Genomic DNA, 17,653 nt, shown 5'->3' on the forward strand with positions numbered 1-17,653 from the left:
TCGCTACTTCGCGTACGAGTAGAAACCGCGGCCGCTCTTGCGGCCATACATCCCGGCGTCCACCATCTCCTGCAGCAGCGTCGCGGGCCGGTACTTGGGGTCGTTGAAGGTGGTGTAGAGCACGTTCATCACGGCCAGCAGCGTGTCCAGGCCGACCATGTCGCACAGCGCGAGCGGGCCGATCGGGTGATTGCAGCCGAGCTTCATTCCCGCGTCGATCTCCTCGGCGGAGGCGATGCCCTCCTGCAGCGTGAAGATCGCCTCGTTCAGCATCGGGCAAAGGATGCGGTTGACCGCGAAGCCGGCGCTGTTCTTCACGCCGATGGCGGTCTTGCCCAGGCTGCGGGCCAGTTCAGCAACCTCCTGCGCGGTCGCCTCCGAGGTCTGCAGGCCGCTGATCACCTCGACCAGCGCCATCACCGGCACCGGGTTGAAGAAGTGCATCCCGACGAAGCGCTCCGGACGGCTGGTGGCCGCGGCCAGCCGGGTGATGGAGATCGACGAGGTGTTGGTGGCGATGATCGCGCCGGGCCGCAGGATGCGGTCGAGGCCCTGCAGGATCTTGACCTTGAGCGTCTCGTTCTCGGTGGCAGCCTCGATCACCAGGTCGGCGTCGGCGAGGTCCTCGGCCCTGGTGGTGGTGCGGATGCGCGCCACCAGCGCGGCCTGCTCGGCCTCCGTCATCGTGCCCTTGCGAACGCCGCGCTCCAGCGAGGCGTTGATGGTCTTGATGCCGCGCTCCAGCGCCGCCTCGGCGACGTCCTGCATGATGGTCTGGTAGCCGGCAGCCGCGCAGACCTGCGCGATGCCGTTGCCCATGATCCCGGCACCGATGATGCCGATCGTCTGAATGGCCATGTCGATCCTCTCGATTCGAAGACCGCTAGGATACGACAGCGGGGCGGCGGCGGCGGACCAGCCGCGCAGGCCCGCTCAGGCCCGCTCAGCCGCGCCGCAAGCGATCCCTCCGCCCGCGTTCAGTCGCCGACCAGTTCCCGGTAGGCGTGCCAGGTGGCGTGCCCCACCAGCGGCGCGGTGAGCACCAGCAGGCCGAACCAGAGCAACAGGCTCGAGCCGATCAGCAGCACGATCAGGGCCGCCCAGAGGTAGACCGGCCCGGGGTTGGCGAATAGCACGCGAACGCTGGTGAAGATCGCCACCATGGTGTCGGTGCGCCGGTCGAGCATCAGGGGAATGGACACCACCGAGATCGAGAACACCAGGGTGGCGAACACGAAGCCCACGCCGCCCCAGACCAGCAGGAACTCCAGGTTCTGCAGCGAAGCGATCTGCGCGACCACGCCCTTGAGCGTAGGGAAATCGGTGGTCGAGAACAGCGCGAAGAGCACGACCGACACCCGCGCCCAGACGATCATCGCGAAAGTGAGGATGGCGGCGAAGAAGGCGACGCCGCCCAGGTTGCGCCGCCAGCAGGTCAGGCTGGCGGGCAGGCTCACCGGCTCGGCCCGGGCGCGCTGGCGCGACAGCTCGTAGATGCCGGTGCAGACGAAGGGCCCGACCAGGAAGAAGCCGGCCGTCAGGCCCATGGTGAGCTGCCAGCGCGTGGCGTAGACCAGCGCGATGGCGCTGCCCATCAGGGCGAACACCAGCCCGTAGAACGCGCCGCGAAAGCCGGTCGCGCGGAAGTCGTCCCAGCCGCGCGCCAGCCAGCGCAGCGGCGCCGAGAATTCCACCGTCCGCACCGACGGCGCACGCGCGATCGCGTCGTCGTCGATGACGTCGGGCTGCCCTGCCTTGCCCATGTCAGTCCTCCTGTGCGGGGCGCCCGGCCGGGCACCGCCTGGACGGATCTTGCGTCCGCCTGCCATGCCGGAAATCCTACACGGCAATCGCAAGTCCGGTCAGCAGGTTTGACGTTGACGTTAACGTCATTTATGTTCCACAAGCTGTGCAACCGCAGGCTTTGCCGGCGCCCGCGCGCGCCGCCATACTGCTGCAGACAAGCCCGAACAGAAGACCCCCGCGGCCGCGCCGACGCGCGCCGCGCACCTTGCAGGACTCCGACCATGACCGACCTCTCCGACCAGCAGCGGCTCGCGGGCCATCGCATGAAGAACAAGGTGCGCTTCGTCACCGCCGCCTCGCTCTTCGACGGCCACGACGCCTCGATCAACATCATGCGCCGCATCCTCCAGGCGCAGGGCTGCGAGGTGATCCATCTCGGTCACAACCGGTCGGTGCAGGAGATCGTCGACTGCGCGCTGCAGGAAGATGCACACGGCATCGCCATCTCCTCCTACCAGGGCGGCCACGTCGAGTTCTTCAAGTACATGATCGACCTGCTGCGCGAGGCCGGCGCTGGCCACATCAAGGTCTTCGGCGGCGGCGGGGGCGTGATCGTCCCGGCCGAGATCCAGGACCTGCATTCCTACGGGGTCGAGCGCATCTACAGCCCCGAGGACGGGCAGCGCATGGGCCTGCAGGGAATGATCGTCGACATGGTGCGCCGCTGCGACATCGACCTCGCGCAGTACGCGCCCAAGACCGTCGACGAGATCGCCGGATCGCGCCGCGCGCTGGCGCAGGCGATCACCGCGCTGGAGATCGGCCGTGCCGACCCCGCGCTGCGCGCCGAGATCCACAAGCGCGCCGACACCGTCACTACGCCGACGCTGGGCATCACCGGCACCGGCGGCGCGGGCAAGAGCTCGCTCACCGACGAGCTGGTGCGCCGCTTCAGGCTCGACCACGACGACGCGCTGAAGCTCGCGATCATCTCGGTGGACCCCACCCGCCGCAAGTCCGGCGGCGCGCTGCTGGGCGACCGGATCCGGATGAACGCGATCAACCATCCGAACGTGTTCATGCGCTCGCTGGCCACCCGCGACGCCGGCAGCGAGATCAGCAAGGCGCTGCCCGACGTGATCGCCGCCTGCAAGGTGGCAGGCTTCGACCTGATCATCGTCGAAACTTCGGGCATCGGCCAGGGCGACGCGGCGATCGTGCCGCTGGTGGACACCACGCTGTACGTGATGACGCCGGAGTTCGGCGCGGCGAGCCAGCTCGAGAAGATCGACATGCTCGACTTCGCCGACTTCGTCGCGATCAACAAGTTCGACCGCAAGGGCGCCGCCGATGCGCTGCGCGACGTCTCCAAGCAGTACCAGCGCAACCGCGAGCGGTTCGACCAGCGCCCCGACCAGATGCCGGTCTACGGCACCCAGGCATCGCGCTTCAACGACGACGGCGTCACCGCGCTCTACCAGGGCATGCTGCCCAGGCTGGCCGAGCTGGGCCTGCGCGTCGACCCCGCGAAGGGCCGGCTGCCCAGGATCGAGGCCCGCCACTCGTCGAGCCAGGTGGTGATCGTTCCGTCGGCGCGCGTGCGCTACCTCGCCGACATCTCCACCACGGTGCGCGGCTACAAGGAACGCGCCCGGGCGGCGAGCCGGCTGGCCCGCGAGGCACAGCAGCTGCGCGAGTCGCGCCGGATGCTGGCCGAGGCGAAGACCGGCGGCGACGCGCTCGAGGCGCTCGAGTCGCAGGCCGCGCTGCGCGAGGAGCGCATCGACCCGCATTCGCGCAAGCTGCTGGCGATGTGGCCCGACATGGTCAAGGCCTATTCGGGCGACGAGTACGTGGTCAAGATCCGCGACAAGGAGATCCGCACCGAGCTGACCCGCCTCTCGCTGTCGGGCACCAAGATCCGCAAGGTGGCGCTGCCTACGTACGAGGACCACGGCGAGCTGCTCAAGTGGCTGCTGCTGGAGAACGTGCCGGGCAGCTTTCCCTATACCGCGGGCGTGTTCGCCTTCAAGCGCGAGGGCGAGGATCCCACCCGGATGTTCGCCGGCGAGGGCGACCCCTTCCGCACCAACCGGCGCTTCAAGCTGCTCTCCGAGGGCATGCCGGCCAAGCGGCTGTCCACCGCCTTCGACTCGGTGACGCTCTACGGTCACGACCCCGACCTGCGCCCCGACATCTACGGCAAGGTGGGCAACTCGGGCGTGAGCATCGCCACGCTCGACGACATGAAAGTGCTGTACTCGGGCTTCGACCTCTGCGACCCGGCCACCTCGGTGTCGATGACGATCAACGGCCCGGCGCCGAGCATCCTCGCGATGTTCATGAACACCGCGATCGACCAGCAGGTCGACAAGTTCCGCGAGCAGAATGGCCGCGAGCCCACCGACGACGAGATCGAGAAGATCCGCGCCTGGACCGTGTCCACGGTGCGCGGCACGGTGCAGGCCGACATCCTCAAGGAGGACCAGGGCCAGAACACCTGCATCTTCTCGACCGAATTCAGCCTGAAGGTGATGGGCGACATCGCCGAGTACTTCGTGCACCACGACGTGCGCAACTTCTACTCGGTGAGCATCAGCGGCTACCACATCGCCGAGGCCGGCGCGAACCCGATCAGCCAGCTCGCGTTCACGCTGTCCAACGGCTTCACCTTCGTGGAGGCCTACCTCGCGCGCGGCATGCACATCGACGACTTCGCGCCCAACCTGTCGTTCTTCTTCTCCAACGGCATGGACCCGGAATACACGGTGATGGGCCGCGTGGCGCGCCGCATCTGGGCGGTGGCGATGAAGGAGCGCTACGGCGCGAACGAGCGCAGCCAGAAGCTCAAGTACCACTGCCAGACCTCCGGGCGCTCGCTGCACGCGCAGGAGATCGACTTCAACGACATCCGCACCACGCTGCAGGCGCTGATCGCCACCTACGACAACGCCAACAGCCTGCACACCAACGCGTACGACGAGGCGATCACCACGCCCACCGAGAACTCGGTGCGACGCGCGATGGCGATCCAGCTGATCATCAACCGCGAGTGGGGCCTGGCCAAGAACGAGAACCCGAGCCAGGGCGCGTTCATCATCGACGAGCTCACCGAGCTGGTCGAGGAGGCGGTGCTGACGGAGTTCGAGCGGATCGCCGAGCGCGGCGGCGTGCTGGGCGCGATGGAGACCGGCTACCAGCGAGGCAAGATCCAGGACGAGAGCATGCATTACGAGATGCTCAAGCACACCGGCGAGTACCCGATCATCGGCGTGAACACCTTCCGCAACCCGCACGGCGACCAGACCCCCGAAACGCTGGAGCTGGCCCGGTCCACCGACGAGGAGAAGCAGAACCAGCTCGCACGGCTGGCCGACTTCCATGCGCGCAACGCGGCCGCCACGCCGGCGATGCTCGCGCGGCTGCAGCAGACGGTGATCGAGAACGGCAACGTGTTCGCGGTGCTGATGGACGCGGTGCGGGTCTGCTCGCTGGGGCAGATCACGAAGGCGCTGTTCGAGGTGGGCGGCCAGTACCGCCGCAGCATGTAAGCCGCCGCGGCAGCCACCCGAGGCCATGGACGTGAAGCGATCCGCCGCGCCGTCGGCACGGACCCGCGTGCGGCGGCTGCCGGCCCGCGCCCATTACGACGCGCAGGCGGTGCACGCGATCGTCGACGAGGCGCTGTCGTGCACCATCGCCTTCGAGTGGGAGGGATCGGCGCACGCGATCCCCACCGCGCACTGGCGCGAGGGGAACCACCTCTACGTCCACGGCGCGAAGGCCTCGCGGACGATGAAGGCGCTGCCCGAGGTCCAGGCCTGCGTGAGCATCAGCCTGATCGACGGGCTGGTGCTGGCGCGCAGCGCCTTCAACCACTCGATGAACTACCGGGCAGTGGTGGCCTACGGCCGCTTCGAACGGGTGGACGACCCTGCCGCCAAGCTGCGCAGCCTGGAAGCCTTCATGGAGCGGATCGCTCCGGGCCGCTGGGCGCAGCTGCGGCCCGTCACCCGAAAGGAGCTCGACGCGACCACGGTGCTGCGGCTGGCGCTGGACGAAGCCTCGGCGAAGATCCGCGCCTGGGGCCCGAAGGACGACGCCGAGGACCTCGGCTGGCCGGTGTGGGCCGGGGTTCTGCCGCTGGAGATCGCGCGGCTGGCGCCGCGGACCGAGGCGGACAGCGCGGTGCAGGAAGCTCCGCAAGCGCCTTGAACCTCCGGATCCTCGCGGGCCGCCGGCCATGGGAACGAGGTCATCGCGGCAGCGAGGCGGCAGCAGGTCACGCCCCGGTCACGGTGGCTCCGATAGACTGACGATCTTCCGCAATCGCCTGCCCGGCGCGAGTCCGCACGGACCGCGCAGCCCGACTTGACGCCGACCCTCCGCGGCCTCGCTGCGCTCGCCTTCGCATTCGCCGCGCACGCTGCGGCGGCCCCGGATGCCGTCGAGATCTTCGAGAGCGCCAGCCCCTCTGTCGCGGTCCTGGAAGCGCTCGATCTGCAGGGGCGCAGGCTCGGCGCTGCCACCGCGGTCTCGCTGGGCGATGGCCGCTTCGTGAGCGCCTGCGCCAGCCTCGACGGCAGCGATGCGCTCAGGCTTGGCGTCGGCGGCAAGGAAGGAGCGGCGCAGGTGGTGGCCCGGGACGCGCAGCGCAATCTCTGCCTGCTGGAATCGGCAGCCCTGCGCGGGACCGCCGGCCTGCCGATGGCGCCGGCCGGCGCCGCGCCACCCCGCGCAGGCGATCGCGTCCACGCGATCTCGAACGCACTGGGCCTGGGCCTCGGGATCTCCGAAGGGATCGTCTCCGGCATCCGCGAGCGCGGGGATCTGAAACTGCTGCAGTTCACCGCGCCGATCTCGCCCGGGGCCGAGGGCGGCGCGCTCGTCGATTCACGCGGCCGCCTGGTCGGCATCATCGACTATCGGCTGCGCGCGGGACAGAACCTCAATTTCGCAGTGAGTTCGGAGGCTATCGCGCAGATCGAAGCGCGCAGCGAACGGGACGCCCGCCTGCAGGAACTGCGCGACCAGGCCCCCCGCCTGCTGCGCGCCGGCGACGCCCAGGCCCTGGCCACCCTGGCCGGCAAGTGGACGCAACTGCGCCCCGATGACGCCGCCGGTTGGGGCTGGTCGGCCATCGCCGCCTCCCTGCGCGACGATGCGCCCGCCGCGGCGCGTGCCTGGCGCGAGGCGCTCGCACGGAATCCTGATTCCGCTGCCGCAAGCCTGGGCCTGGCGGGGGCGCAGCTGCGCCTTCAGCATCCGGCGGCGGCCCGGGACGTGCTGCAGCAGCTGCTGGCACGCCACGGCGAGGATGCCAACGCCTGGGCGCTGCTCGGGCGGGCGCTGCATGCCGAAGGGGACGGCGCGAGGGCCCGCGAGGCCTACGACAAGGCCCTGGCGCTCGACCCCTGGAACCTGGCTGCGCACGAGGGCGCCATCGGTCTGGCGCGCGAACGCGGCGATCACGCGACGGCGATCGACGGCTGGCGGCTGCTGGTCCGCCTGCAGCCGGACCGCGCGGCGCTGCGCTGGCGGCTGGTGGAGGCCCACCTGCTCGCAGCAGACCCGGCAGGCGCGTGGCGGGCGATCGCCGATGCCCCCGCTGCGATCATCGAGAGCGGCGACCTGCTTTTCTGGAAGGCGCTCGTCCTGGCCCGGCTGGATCGGCCGGCGCACGCTGTCGAGGCGATGCGCGAGAGCCTCGCGAAGGGGCCGTCGGATCCTTCGCTCGCATGGAGCGAACTGGGCCGGCTGCACCACCGGCTGCATCGCTTTCCAGAATCGATCGCGGCGCATCGGGAGGCGGTGCGGCTGGCGCCCGGCGCTGCAGAGCGCCGCTTCTGGCTCGCAGTGTCGCTCAAGGACGGCGGACACCTGGAAGAAGCGCTCGCGCTGGACCGCGAGCTGGTCGCCGAGCGGCCAGGGGACGCTGGCGCGTGGCGCCAGCTGGGCATGGCCAGCGCAGCGCTCACCCGGACCGAAGACAGCATCGCCGCGCTGGAGCGCTCTCTGTCCATCGAGCCGAAGCAGCCGCGCGCCTGGGCGCTGCTGATCGACCAGTATCACGCTGCGGGACGCCGCCAGGACGTGCTTCGCGCGCATGGCCAGCTGCGTGCGCTGGACGCGGACGCAGCCGAGCGCAGCTATCGCGCGACCGTCGCGCCCTACCAGGACACGGAGGGCGGACGGTGAGCCTGCTGCCGGACCGCCGCCTGCCGGGAGCGGCCGCGCTGCTGCTGGCCGCGCTGATGCCGATCCCTGCGCCGCTGCGCGCGCAGCAGGACGAGGCGCGCGCCGTGTTCGAGCGCGTCTCCGGATCGGTCGTCACGGTGATCGGCCACGCAGGGGACGGCCGGCGTGGCAGCCAGGGCAGCGGTGTCCTGCTCGACGCGACCCGGATCGTCACCAATTGCCATGTGATCCGAGACGCCGCCCGGATCGAGGTGGTCTCGGGTCCGGCCACCCATCCGGCCCGCTGGACGCTTCAGGACCCCTCGCGCGACCTCTGTCTGCTGGAGACGCAGCAGCCCGCCGGGCGGCCGGCAGGACTGCGCGACCTGTCCGCTGTGGTCCCCGGGGAGCGGGTGCATGCGGTCGGCAATCCGCTGGGCTTCGGGCTGTCGGTGAGCAGCGGGCTGGTGACTGCGTTTGCGACCCTGCAGGGCGAACGCGTGCTCCTGGCCAGCGCGGTGCTGTCGCCAGGCTCGAGCGGCGGCGGCCTCTTCGATGCCCAGGGACGGCTGGTCGGCATCACCACCGGCGCGCTCGGCCCAGGCCAGGACCTGAACATCGCGCTGCCCGCCGGCTGGGCGCGGGAGCTGTCGGCCCGGGGCCGTCCGCCGGTCCTGGTCGAGCCGCCGCCTTCGCCCGAGCCCCGCTGGCTGGAGCGATCGCAGGCGCTCGAGGCCGCCGGAGCCTGGCAAGAGCTCGAGGGGCTTGCGCGCGACTGGGTCGCGGCGCAGCCCGGCGCCGCACGCGCGCGAATGGCGCTGGCCGCGGCGCAGCTGCAGCAGGGGCGCACCGAAGCGGCCGAACAGGCGGCCAGGGAGGCGTTGCGGCTGGACGACCGGATGGCGCATGCCTGGCACTACCTCGGGGTGGTGCTCCACCAGGCTGGCCGGACGGCGCAGGCCGAACAGGCAATGGACCGAGCGCTCGAGCTGCTGCCCGCGTCGCCGGGCGTACACCTGGCGCGCGCCGGCTGGCGGATCGGGCAGCGCAGGTTCGAGGAAGCGCTAGCCGAAGCCGAGCGAGCGCTGGCGATCGAGCCCGGCGATCATCGGAACTGGGCGATCCTCGGGGATGCCCGTTCCCGGCTCGGCCTCGCCGACGAGGCCATCCGCGCCTACCGCGCCGCCGTGCGCCTGAACGAGCGCGACGCGGCCAGCCGGGAGGCGCTGGCACGCCTGCTGGCCGGCGGCGGCAAGGCGGATGCGGCACACCGCGCGCTCGCCGAACGCAGCGGCGCGCAGACCGACGCCAGGACCATGGTCGCCCTCGGGGTTGCGGACTTCAACCGCCAGCGCTACGCGGTGGCCGAGGATGCCTTCCGGAAGGCGGTGACGAGCTCGCCCGGCCTCGCCGAAGGCTGGGAGAAGCTCGGCATGGCGCTGGCCAGGATGAAACGCGACGACGAGGCCTCCAGCGCGCTCGATCGCGCGCTCGGCCTGGACCCGCGGCTGATCGAGGCACGGATCGAGCGGGCGGCGCTGCGCTCGCGTCGCGGCGACCGCTCGGGAGCGCTGGCCGACGCGCGCCTGGCCACCGAGTCCACCGGCAACGATCCACGCGCCTGGCGATCGCTGGCGACCAACGCCGTGGCGGCGGGCGATGCGACCACCGCCCTGTCCGCCTACCACCGGCTGGACACCCTCGGCGGCTCGCTCACCGCGGACCTGGCGGCGTGGGGAGACCTGCTCGGGCGCACCGGCCGTCGCGAGGAGGCTCAGCGCGTGTTCGACCGGGCCGAATCGGACGATCCGCGCAACGACGGGCTCCTGGTGAACATCGCCGCCTTCCATGGCCGCAGCGGCGCCCTGGTCAGGGCGCAGCAGTACCTCGAACGCGCGCTCGCAGTGGCGCCTCGCAACGTGGATGCGCTGAGCAGCCAGGGCTATCTGCGGATCCTGCAGGGCGCTGCGCAGGAGGCGGTGACGATTCTGGAGCGGGCGGTGGCGATCGATCCTGAGCGCGCCAACGCGTGGATCAACCTGGGCCACGCACACCTGCGCAACCGAAACGCCGGTCGAGCGATCGCCGCGCTGGAGAAGGGGCTGACGCTCGCGCCCGAGTCTCTCGATGCCCACCTCTATGCTGCGCAGGCGTACCTGGCCGCGCGCGAGCCCGGCCGCGCCCGCCGGCATTCGGCCACCGTTCTGGCCCGCCAGCCGGACCTGGCGCCTGCCCTTTCGATCTCGATCCTGTCCCACCTGATGGAGGGCGATGCCGGCGGCGCGCGCCCGCTCTATCAACGCCTGCGCAGGCTCGACCCCCAGGCGGCACGGCAGCTGCGGAGCCAGGCGCTTGCAGGCGGCCTGACCGCCGCATCCAGTCTCCCCGAATGATTCGCAGCCACGGCGCCCTCGCCCGGCCCGATCCGTGAACCGGCTGCATGGAGGGGTGCAGAGGCGGGCGATATAATGGTGCAATGCACAATCCTCTTCGCCGTGCGGCCCTGAGAACCCTCGCCGCCGGCGCATTCGCCGGCGCCCTGCCCTTCGCAGCCCAGGCCGAGGCCTACCCCTCGAAGCCCGTCCGCTGGATCGTCCCCTACCCGGTCGGCGGCGGCTCCGACTTCCTCGCGCGCCAGGCCGCGCCGCGCATGGCGAAGCTGCTCGGCACCACGATCGCGGTCGAGAACCGGCCGGGCGCGGCGGGCATCATCGGCACCGAGCTCGCGTCGCGCGCCGCGCCCGACGGCTACACGCTGGTCTTCGGCGACAACGGCGCGATGGTCTTCAACCCGGCGATGTACCGGAAGCTTCCCTACAGCCCCACGAACTTCGAGCCGGTGGGCTTCATGGCGAATTTTCCGCTGATCCTGGTCGCCGATCCCGCCAGCGGCATCCAGTCGGCTCGCGACCTGATCGCCAAGGCGCGCGCCAACCCCGGCAAGTTCAGCTACGCATCTCCCGGCGCGGGCAGCCCGCACCACCTGGGAATGGAGCTGTTCAAGGAGCGCGCCGGCCTTTACATCGTCCACGTGCCCTACCGCGGCACCGCGATGGCGATCCAGGACGTGATCGCCGGCACGCTGCCGATGATGATCGTCGACACCGCCGGCGGACTGGCGCAGATCCGCGCCGGCAAGGTCAAGGCGCTGGCGGTGCTGTCGAAGTCGCGCATCCCGCAGCTGCCGGACGTGCCGACCATCGCCGAGGCGGGCGTTCGCAACGCCGAGGTCTCCGCCTGGCTGGGCTTGTACGTGCCCAAGGGCACGCCTGCGGACGTGGTCGCCCGCCTGAACCGAGAGATGCGCGCCGCGCTCTCCGAGCCGCAGGCGAAGGCCGCGCTCGAGACGTTCGGCCTGCAGGTGTCGCCGTCCTCGCCGGACGAGCTCGCGGCCTTCGTCAGGCGCGAGACCGCTGTCTGGCACAAGCTGATCCGCGAGCGCCAGCTGCAGCTGGACTGATCGCGCCGGAGTAGTGCGCGGCGCCGCGCAGACGTCGCGCAGACGTCGCGCAGATGCTGAGCCGGACCGTGCCGGCCCGGCACCGGGTTCCGGCTACTGCGCCAGCATCTGCTGGTAGTGGCGCCTGGCCTCGAGATAGCGCTCGAAGGGAAACTTCACCGGAACCCCCTCCAGGGCCGCCGCCAGCATGTCGAGGTGGGCATCGAAGCCCGCGCACGCCTTCGATGCATCCTCGCCCGCGGGAGTGCGCACGGTCAGGATCAGCCGCGTTCCCTTCTCCACCGGGTGCAGTTCCCACCGCAACGGGCGCTCGGGCTCTTCACCGCTGCTCCATGAATATGCCAGCAGGCGGAGAGGTTCGAGCGCGAGCACCGTGCTGTCGATGACCGTCCCGCTGTCGGCGAAGTCGATGCGCACCGCGCCGCCGGCGCGCAGCTCGATGGTTCCCGGGGCGAGCCACTGCGCAAGCGCCTGCGGGTCCGTCAGCATTCGCCAGAGGGCTGCCGGGTCGTGCTCGTAGACACGCTCGAGGCGCCCCTCGAAACCGCCTTCGACGCGCCGGATCGTGCTCGGCTCGATATTCTCTTCGCTCATCGGATTTCCTCGCTTGGGTTGCCTGCGGACACGCCCCGCCTGCGCATGAAGACCGGCATCGGGCCTACAGCCGCCGCAGCTGCGGGGGCTCGCCGGTGGAACCGCGGGTAAAGCCCGCGACGCTTGCACCGCGCCCCGACGGCCAGCCCATGCGCCCGCCCATGTCGGGCCCGGCGGCGGTCAGCCCGCCGTCGACGACCAGTGCCTCGCCGGTGACGAAGCGCGCATCGTCGGTGGCCAGGAACAGCACGGCACCTGCGATGTGCTCGCCCTCGCCGCGCTCCGGCCAGGGCTGGCCATTCTCGAACACAGGCGCCATCCGCTCGGTCTGGCCGGCGTGGACCAGGGGCGTCCAGATCAGCCCCGGACAGATCGCGTTGACGCGGATCCGGTCGGCAGCAAGTTCGATGGCCGCCGACTTCGTCATGTTGATCACTGCCGCCTTGGCCGCCGAATAGACCAGCGGGCCGGCGCCGCCGGACAGGCCCGCGATCGACGCGGTGTTGATGATGCTGCCCCCGTCTCCCTGCCGCTGCAGGATGCGCGCCGCGTGCTTGATGCCGAGGAACACGCTCTTGGCGAGCACGTCCATCGTGTAGTCGAACGCCTCGACGCTGATGTCGGTGACCGGCCCGATCGCGCCGCCGACGCCGGCATTGCTGAACAGCACGTCGAGCCGGCCGAACTGCTCCAGCGCACAGGCCAGCATCGCCTCGACGTCGGCCTCCTTCGCGACGTCGGTGCGGATGAAGCGCGCCCGCCCGCCATGGCCCTGCGCCTGCGCCATCGCCAGGGTCTCGGCGCCGGTGGCCGCGTTGTAGTCGGCGATCACCACGCTGGCGCCCTCTGCCAGGAAGCGCAGCACCGTCGCGCGGCCCATGCCGCTGGCGCCTCCGGTGATCACTGCGGTCTTGCCTTCCAGTCTCATGCATCCTCCCTCGGTCTCGTGGCGCTGGCCGGCGCCGGTCAGAACGGCTCGATGATCCGCTTGCGCTGGCTGCGCGGCGGCGGCGGCGGCAGCGTCTCCAGCGTGCGCAGCAGCAGCTCTCGCGTGTCGGCCGGGTCGATGACGTCGTCGTAGATGAACTTGCCGGCGGTCTCGATCGCCCGATGTTCCTCCTTGAGTCGTGCGGTGAGTTCCCGGTGCCGCGCGGCGCGCTCGGCGGCATCGGCGATCGCCTCCAGGTCCCGCTTGTGCAGGATGCTCACTGCGCCCTCCAGCCCCATCCCGCCGTACTCGGCGGTGGGCCAGGCCAGCAGGATGGCCGGGTCCAGAGGCTGCGAGCCCATGATGTAGTAGCCCAGCCCGTAGGCCTTGCGCAGCACCACGGTCATCATCGGCGTCGTGGCGTTGGCGATCGCCGACAGCATCCGGCCGCTGTGGCGCACCAGTCCGGTCTTCTCGGCCTCGGGGCCCACCATCAGCCCCGGCGTGTCGCACAGCAGCAGCATCGGGATGTCGTAGGCATCGCAGATCTGCACGAAGCGCGCCGCCTTGACCGAGGCCGCGCTGTCGATGGCGCCGGCCGACTGCATCGGCTGGTTCGCGATGACGCCGACGCTGCGCCCGGCGAAGCGGGTCAGCATCGTGACCACCGACTTGCCGTACAGAGGCTTGATCTCGAAGCTGCTGCCGACGTCAGCCAGGTGGGCGATCACCTTGCGCACGTCGTAGGCGCGGCGCGGATTCTCGGGAATCATCGTGCGCAGCGGCAGGGGGTCCGGCGCCTCCCCGGGCGGCTCGTCCGGCCCGAAGTAGGACAGGTAGCGCCTGGCCAGTTCGATGGCGTGCGCGTCATCCTCGGCGAGCAGGTCGATCACGCCGGAGGCCACGTGCGCCTCGGCGGGTCCGATCTCCTCCGGCGTAAGCCGGACGCCCATCGCCGCCTCCACCAGCGGCGGGCCGGCCAGCCCCATCGCCGAGCCGCGCACCGCGACCAGCAGGTCGCACATGCCGGCGAGGTTGGCATGGCCGGCGAAGGCCCGGCTGGGCACGATGCCGATGGTCGGCGCCACGCCGGAGAGCCGCGCGAAAGTGACGAAGGTGGATGCGCGCCCGCGCGCCATCAGCGTCATGTCGTGGGTGCGGGCGCCCCCGCCGTCGAGCCAGCAGATCACCGGCAGCCGATGCCTGAGCGCATGCTCGAACATCCGGCTGATTTTCATGTGGTTGATCGCGCTCTGCGTTCCGCCCTGCACCGTGTAGTCGTACAGCACCAGGTCGACCGGGCGCCCGCCCACCTTCGCGGTGCCCATCACCAGGCCGTCAGCCGGGCCGTCGATGCCCTCGACCGCGGGCCTGGCCAGGCCGCCGTACTCGACGAAGGAACGCTCGTCAGCGAGCTTCGAGATCACCTCGCGCACGGTCATCCGTCCGCGCGCATGCTGGCGCGCGACCGCCTGCGGCCGGGCCTCGTCCTGAAGCGCGCGCTTCGCGTCGAGAACCGCCTCGAGGTCCGGGCGCATGCCCGGTGCGTCACCTGCGTTCGTCATGGTTTCCACCGTCGTGCCTGTCTTCGGGCCGATGCACCGGCCTGCGTCCGGTCCAGCGTCCCGGCAGCCGGCGGCTTGCCCTGCAGCCGATCAGCTTAGGACCGGGCGGCCGCGCGCGGTAGCGTCGGAAGTCCGGAAAGAGAGCTGCGGGTTCGCGAGCGTTCCCCCTGAGTGCCGGCCGGAGACCGTGCGCCGGGTCGGATGCGAGGCGGCACTCGTTCAAGGGCGCTCAGCCCACCACCAGCCCCGCCGCCAGCAGCAGGCCGTGCGCATGCGCGGCCAGGATGGTGCGGGCGAGCGCGGGGCGCAGCGCCTGCACGGGCTGCCGGTCCGCGCAGGCGATCAGCCGCGCTGCGGCCGCGATCGACCAGGGCAGTGACGCCAGCGCCACCAGCGCCGCGGGCGGCAGCGCGCCGGCGGCGACCATCGCCGCCGTCCAGCCGTGCGCCGCGAGCACCATCGCCAGGTAGACGAACGACGCTCGTGCCGGCCCCAGCAGGACCACCAGCGTCCGCTTGCCCGCCGCCGCGTCCGCGCGCCGGTCCGGGAAGCCGTTGGCCAGCAGGATGGCGGCCACCAGCAGCGCCACCGGCGCTCCCGCCGCGAGCGGGCGCAGCGACCATCCGCCACGCTGCACGAGGTCGCTGCCGACCACCATCAGCATCCAGGCGGCCGCGATCGCCCACTCGCCCTGGCCGCGCCCGGACAGTCGCAGCGGCGGCGCCGAGTAGGCGATCGCCAGCCCGAGGCCCAGGGCGCCGAGCGACCAGAGCTGCGGCGCGCCGGCCAGCGCCAGCCAGGCCCCCGCCAGCGCCCCGCCACCCAGCAAGGCATAGCCATAGACCGCCACGGTGCGCGCACCGAGCATGCCGTCCTGGATCGTCCTGCTGCCGCCGGTGAAGGGCGCGATACGGTCCTCGTTGCCGGCGTCGGCATGCCGGTCGTGGAAGTCGTTGACCACGTTGGCCCCGGCGTGCACCAGCAGCGCGCCGGCCAGAGTCAGCAGCGCGCGCAGCGGATCGAACGCGAGGCCTTCGGAAGCGGCCGCCGCGAGCCCGACGAGCACCGCCACCGCAGTGATGCCCAGGAACGCCGGGCGGGTCGCGGCGAGCCACACCCGCCAGCCGGCACGGATGCGCCGGGCGGCCTCAGTCATCGATTCGGTCGCCGTCGAACCGGTACGACCCCGCCGGGTGCAGCCGCCAGCCGCCGCGGCCGTCCAGCTCGAGCACGTCGCTGTGGTACTCGAGCAGCGCGGGCCGGTGGCTGACGCTCACCGGGGTGATCGAAGACTGCGCCAGCTGCCGGTAGAGGCCCGCCTCGTTGGCCACGTCGAGCGCGCTGGTGGCCTCGTCGAGCATCGCGTAGCGCGGCTCGGCCAGCAGCACGCGCGCGAAGGCGAGCCGCTGCTGCTCGCCCACCGACAGCACCTTCGCCCAGTCGAGCTCGGCGTCCAGGCCGCCGAAACGCGCGGCCAGGTCGCCGAGGTTCACGCGCTCGAGAAGTCGCAGCAGGTCCTGGTCGAGCACCTCCGCCTCGCCGTCCGGATAGGTGATCTGGCTGCGCAGGCTGCCCAGCATCATGTAGGGCTGCTGGGGCAGGAACATCATCTCGCGCGGGCCGGGCCGCACGATGCGCCCGCCGCCGGCGTCCCAGAGGCCGGCGATCGCCCGCAGCAGCGAGCTCTTGCCGCCGCCGCTGCGGCCAACGATCATCAGGCCCGCACCCGGCTCCACGGCCAGCGAGAGGTCCCGCACCAGCACACGCTCGTGCCCTGGGGTCTCCAGCGTCATATGCTCCAGTGCGAGGCGCGGACCCCGCACCGCCTCGATCGCGCCGGCCTGTGGCATGACGATGGGCGGGGTCGGCGCCCCTGCTCCCGCCCCCTGCCGCGTGTCCACGCCCAGCCGCGCCGCGAACGCATGCAGGCGCTCGGTGCCGGCAGCGAAGCGGCTCAGTCCTTCGAAGTGGTCGATGATCACCGTCAGCGCGCCGAGGATCGCCGCGAACGCGCCCGCAGCCTGCACCGCCCTGCCCACCTCCAGCTCGCCGGAGAGCACCCGGTCCGCGATGATCGCGCTGGGCAGCACCACCGTCAGGAACGCATACACGTACTGGAACAGGTTGAGGTTCAGCTGCGCGCGCAGCAGCCTGCGGAAGTTGTCGAAGGCCGCCTGGAAACGGCTGCCGGCCTGACCGGACTCGCGCGCCTCGCCGTGATGAAGGGCGATCGCCTCCGCGTGCTCCCGGATCCGGATCAGGCTGAAACGGAAGTCGGCCTCCCGGCGCAGCTGCAGGAAGTTGAGCCCGATCAGCGCCTTGCCGAACACCAGGGTGGTGAGCGCGGTGCCCGCGATCGCGTAGGCGATCAGGAAGAACACGAGCTCGCGCGAGATCGACCAGAGGACTCCGGTGAACGCGAGCAGCTGGATCAGCGCGCCCAGCGCCACCATCAGGAAGTACAGCGACTGCTGGGCGAAGGTGTGGATGTCCTCGGCGATCCGCTGGTCCGGATTGTCGATGTCGTCGGCGGCGTTCAGGCGGTAGAAGGTGTGGTCGGCCAGGTAGGCGCCCAGGAAGCGGTGGGTCATCCAGCGCCGCCAGCGGATGCCCAGCGTGTCGCGCACGAAGAAGTAGAGCGCGTAGACCGGCGCGGCCACCAGCGACACCACGATGCACAGCCGGATCGCCGCCCAGAACCGGTCGGCGTCACGCGCGGCCAGCGCCGACGTGAACTCGCCGGTCTGCTCGTTCAGCAGCACGGCGGCGAGGGTCTGCGCCAGCAGCAGCAGCAGCAGCAGCGCGAGCATCCCGCGCGCCCACCAGCGCTGGTCGCCACGCCAGTAGGGCGCAGCGGTCGCGCCGAAGCGCTGCAGGAGGGGGCGATCGAGGCCGGACACCGGATCCCTTTCTTTTCAACGGCCCCGCACGCGAGGGCAGCCCGCGCAAAATGCACTGGGCACATGTGATTATCGGCAGATGGCCAGGGATTGCGGCAGTGCGGCGCATGGGGTAGATTCCGCACCGATTCCGCCCCGCCTCGCCGTGGGGGCGCCCCCCCCCGCCCCCCCCCCCCCCCCCCCCCCCCCCCCCCCCCCCCCCGGGGGGGCCCCCCCCGGCCCCCCCCCCCGGGGGGGATGCCCCCCGCGTGGCCCCGGTCGGCCACCACCTCGCTCTCCACGC

General features: G+C 71.3%; 12 protein-coding genes. 5 read left to right on the forward strand and 7 right to left on the reverse strand.

Annotation, left to right across the window (positions count from 1 at the left end; translation table 11 throughout):
* Positions 1-3: 3 nt before the first annotated feature.
* Positions 4-858, reverse strand: a complete 855-nt coding sequence (locus HNQ70_RS17000) for a 3-hydroxybutyryl-CoA dehydrogenase (RefSeq protein WP_183969877.1) — start codon at positions 856-858, stop codon at positions 4-6.
* Between the two features lie 119 nt (positions 859-977).
* Positions 978-1,763 carry a DUF2189 domain-containing protein gene (locus tag HNQ70_RS17005; protein WP_183969879.1) on the reverse strand — a complete coding sequence of 262 codons (786 nt, stop codon included), beginning with the start codon at positions 1,761-1,763 and terminating at the stop codon, positions 978-980.
* Positions 1,764-2,027: 264 nt separating this feature from the next.
* Here HNQ70_RS17005 and icmF point away from each other — a divergent pair, with 264 nt between their 5' ends.
* The 5 genes from icmF (at position 2,028) to HNQ70_RS17030 (ending at position 11,383) form a co-directional block, all read left to right on the forward strand.
* Positions 2,028-5,297, forward strand: coding sequence for a fused isobutyryl-CoA mutase/GTPase IcmF (gene icmF / locus HNQ70_RS17010; RefSeq protein WP_183969881.1), 3,270 nt, complete (start codon positions 2,028-2,030; stop codon positions 5,295-5,297).
* Between the two features lie 31 nt (positions 5,298-5,328).
* Complete coding sequence (locus HNQ70_RS17015; protein ID WP_425504380.1) at positions 5,329-5,961, forward strand: pyridoxamine 5'-phosphate oxidase family protein; 633 nt, start codon at positions 5,329-5,331, stop codon at positions 5,959-5,961.
* 156 nt (positions 5,962-6,117) lie between these two features.
* Positions 6,118-7,944: a serine protease gene (locus tag HNQ70_RS17020; protein ID WP_183969885.1), complete on the forward strand. Its 1,827-nt coding sequence runs from the start codon at positions 6,118-6,120 to the stop codon at positions 7,942-7,944.
* Complete coding sequence (locus HNQ70_RS17025) at positions 7,941-10,316, forward strand: tetratricopeptide repeat protein (RefSeq protein ID WP_183969887.1); 2,376 nt, start codon at positions 7,941-7,943, stop codon at positions 10,314-10,316. The genes HNQ70_RS17020 and HNQ70_RS17025 overlap by 4 nt, the downstream gene beginning before the upstream one ends.
* 83 nt (positions 10,317-10,399) lie before the next feature.
* Positions 10,400-11,383, forward strand: coding sequence for a Bug family tripartite tricarboxylate transporter substrate binding protein (locus tag HNQ70_RS17030; protein WP_183969889.1), 984 nt, complete (start codon positions 10,400-10,402; stop codon positions 11,381-11,383).
* Between the two features lie 93 nt (positions 11,384-11,476).
* Here HNQ70_RS17030 and HNQ70_RS17035 read toward each other — a convergent pair whose 3' ends face one another.
* From HNQ70_RS17035 to HNQ70_RS17055, 5 genes are all read right to left on the reverse strand, one after another.
* A complete protein-coding gene (locus tag HNQ70_RS17035) occupies positions 11,477-11,977 on the reverse strand; it encodes an SRPBCC family protein (protein ID WP_183969891.1) in 501 nt (166 codons plus the stop codon).
* Between the two features lie 64 nt (positions 11,978-12,041).
* Positions 12,042-12,905, reverse strand: coding sequence for an SDR family NAD(P)-dependent oxidoreductase (locus HNQ70_RS17040; protein WP_183969893.1), 864 nt, complete (start codon positions 12,903-12,905; stop codon positions 12,042-12,044).
* A gap of 38 nt (positions 12,906-12,943) precedes the next feature.
* The gene (locus HNQ70_RS17045; RefSeq protein WP_183969895.1) at positions 12,944-14,470 is read right to left on the reverse strand and encodes an acyl-CoA carboxylase subunit beta; all 1,527 of its coding nucleotides are present in this window, start codon (positions 14,468-14,470) and stop codon (positions 12,944-12,946) included.
* Between the two features lie 229 nt (positions 14,471-14,699).
* Entirely contained in the window at positions 14,700-15,626 is a 927-nt protein-coding gene (locus tag HNQ70_RS17050; protein ID WP_183969897.1) for a prenyltransferase, read from the reverse strand.
* A complete protein-coding gene (locus HNQ70_RS17055; protein ID WP_183969899.1) occupies positions 15,619-17,370 on the reverse strand; it encodes an ATP-binding cassette domain-containing protein in 1,752 nt (583 codons plus the stop codon). The genes HNQ70_RS17050 and HNQ70_RS17055 overlap by 8 nt, the downstream gene beginning before the upstream one ends.
* Between the last annotated feature and the right edge of the window lie 283 nt (positions 17,371-17,653).

It is taken from the genome of Quisquiliibacterium transsilvanicum (assembly GCF_014202215.1).
Taxonomy (GTDB): Bacteria; Pseudomonadota; Gammaproteobacteria; order Burkholderiales; family Burkholderiaceae_E; genus Quisquiliibacterium; species Quisquiliibacterium transsilvanicum.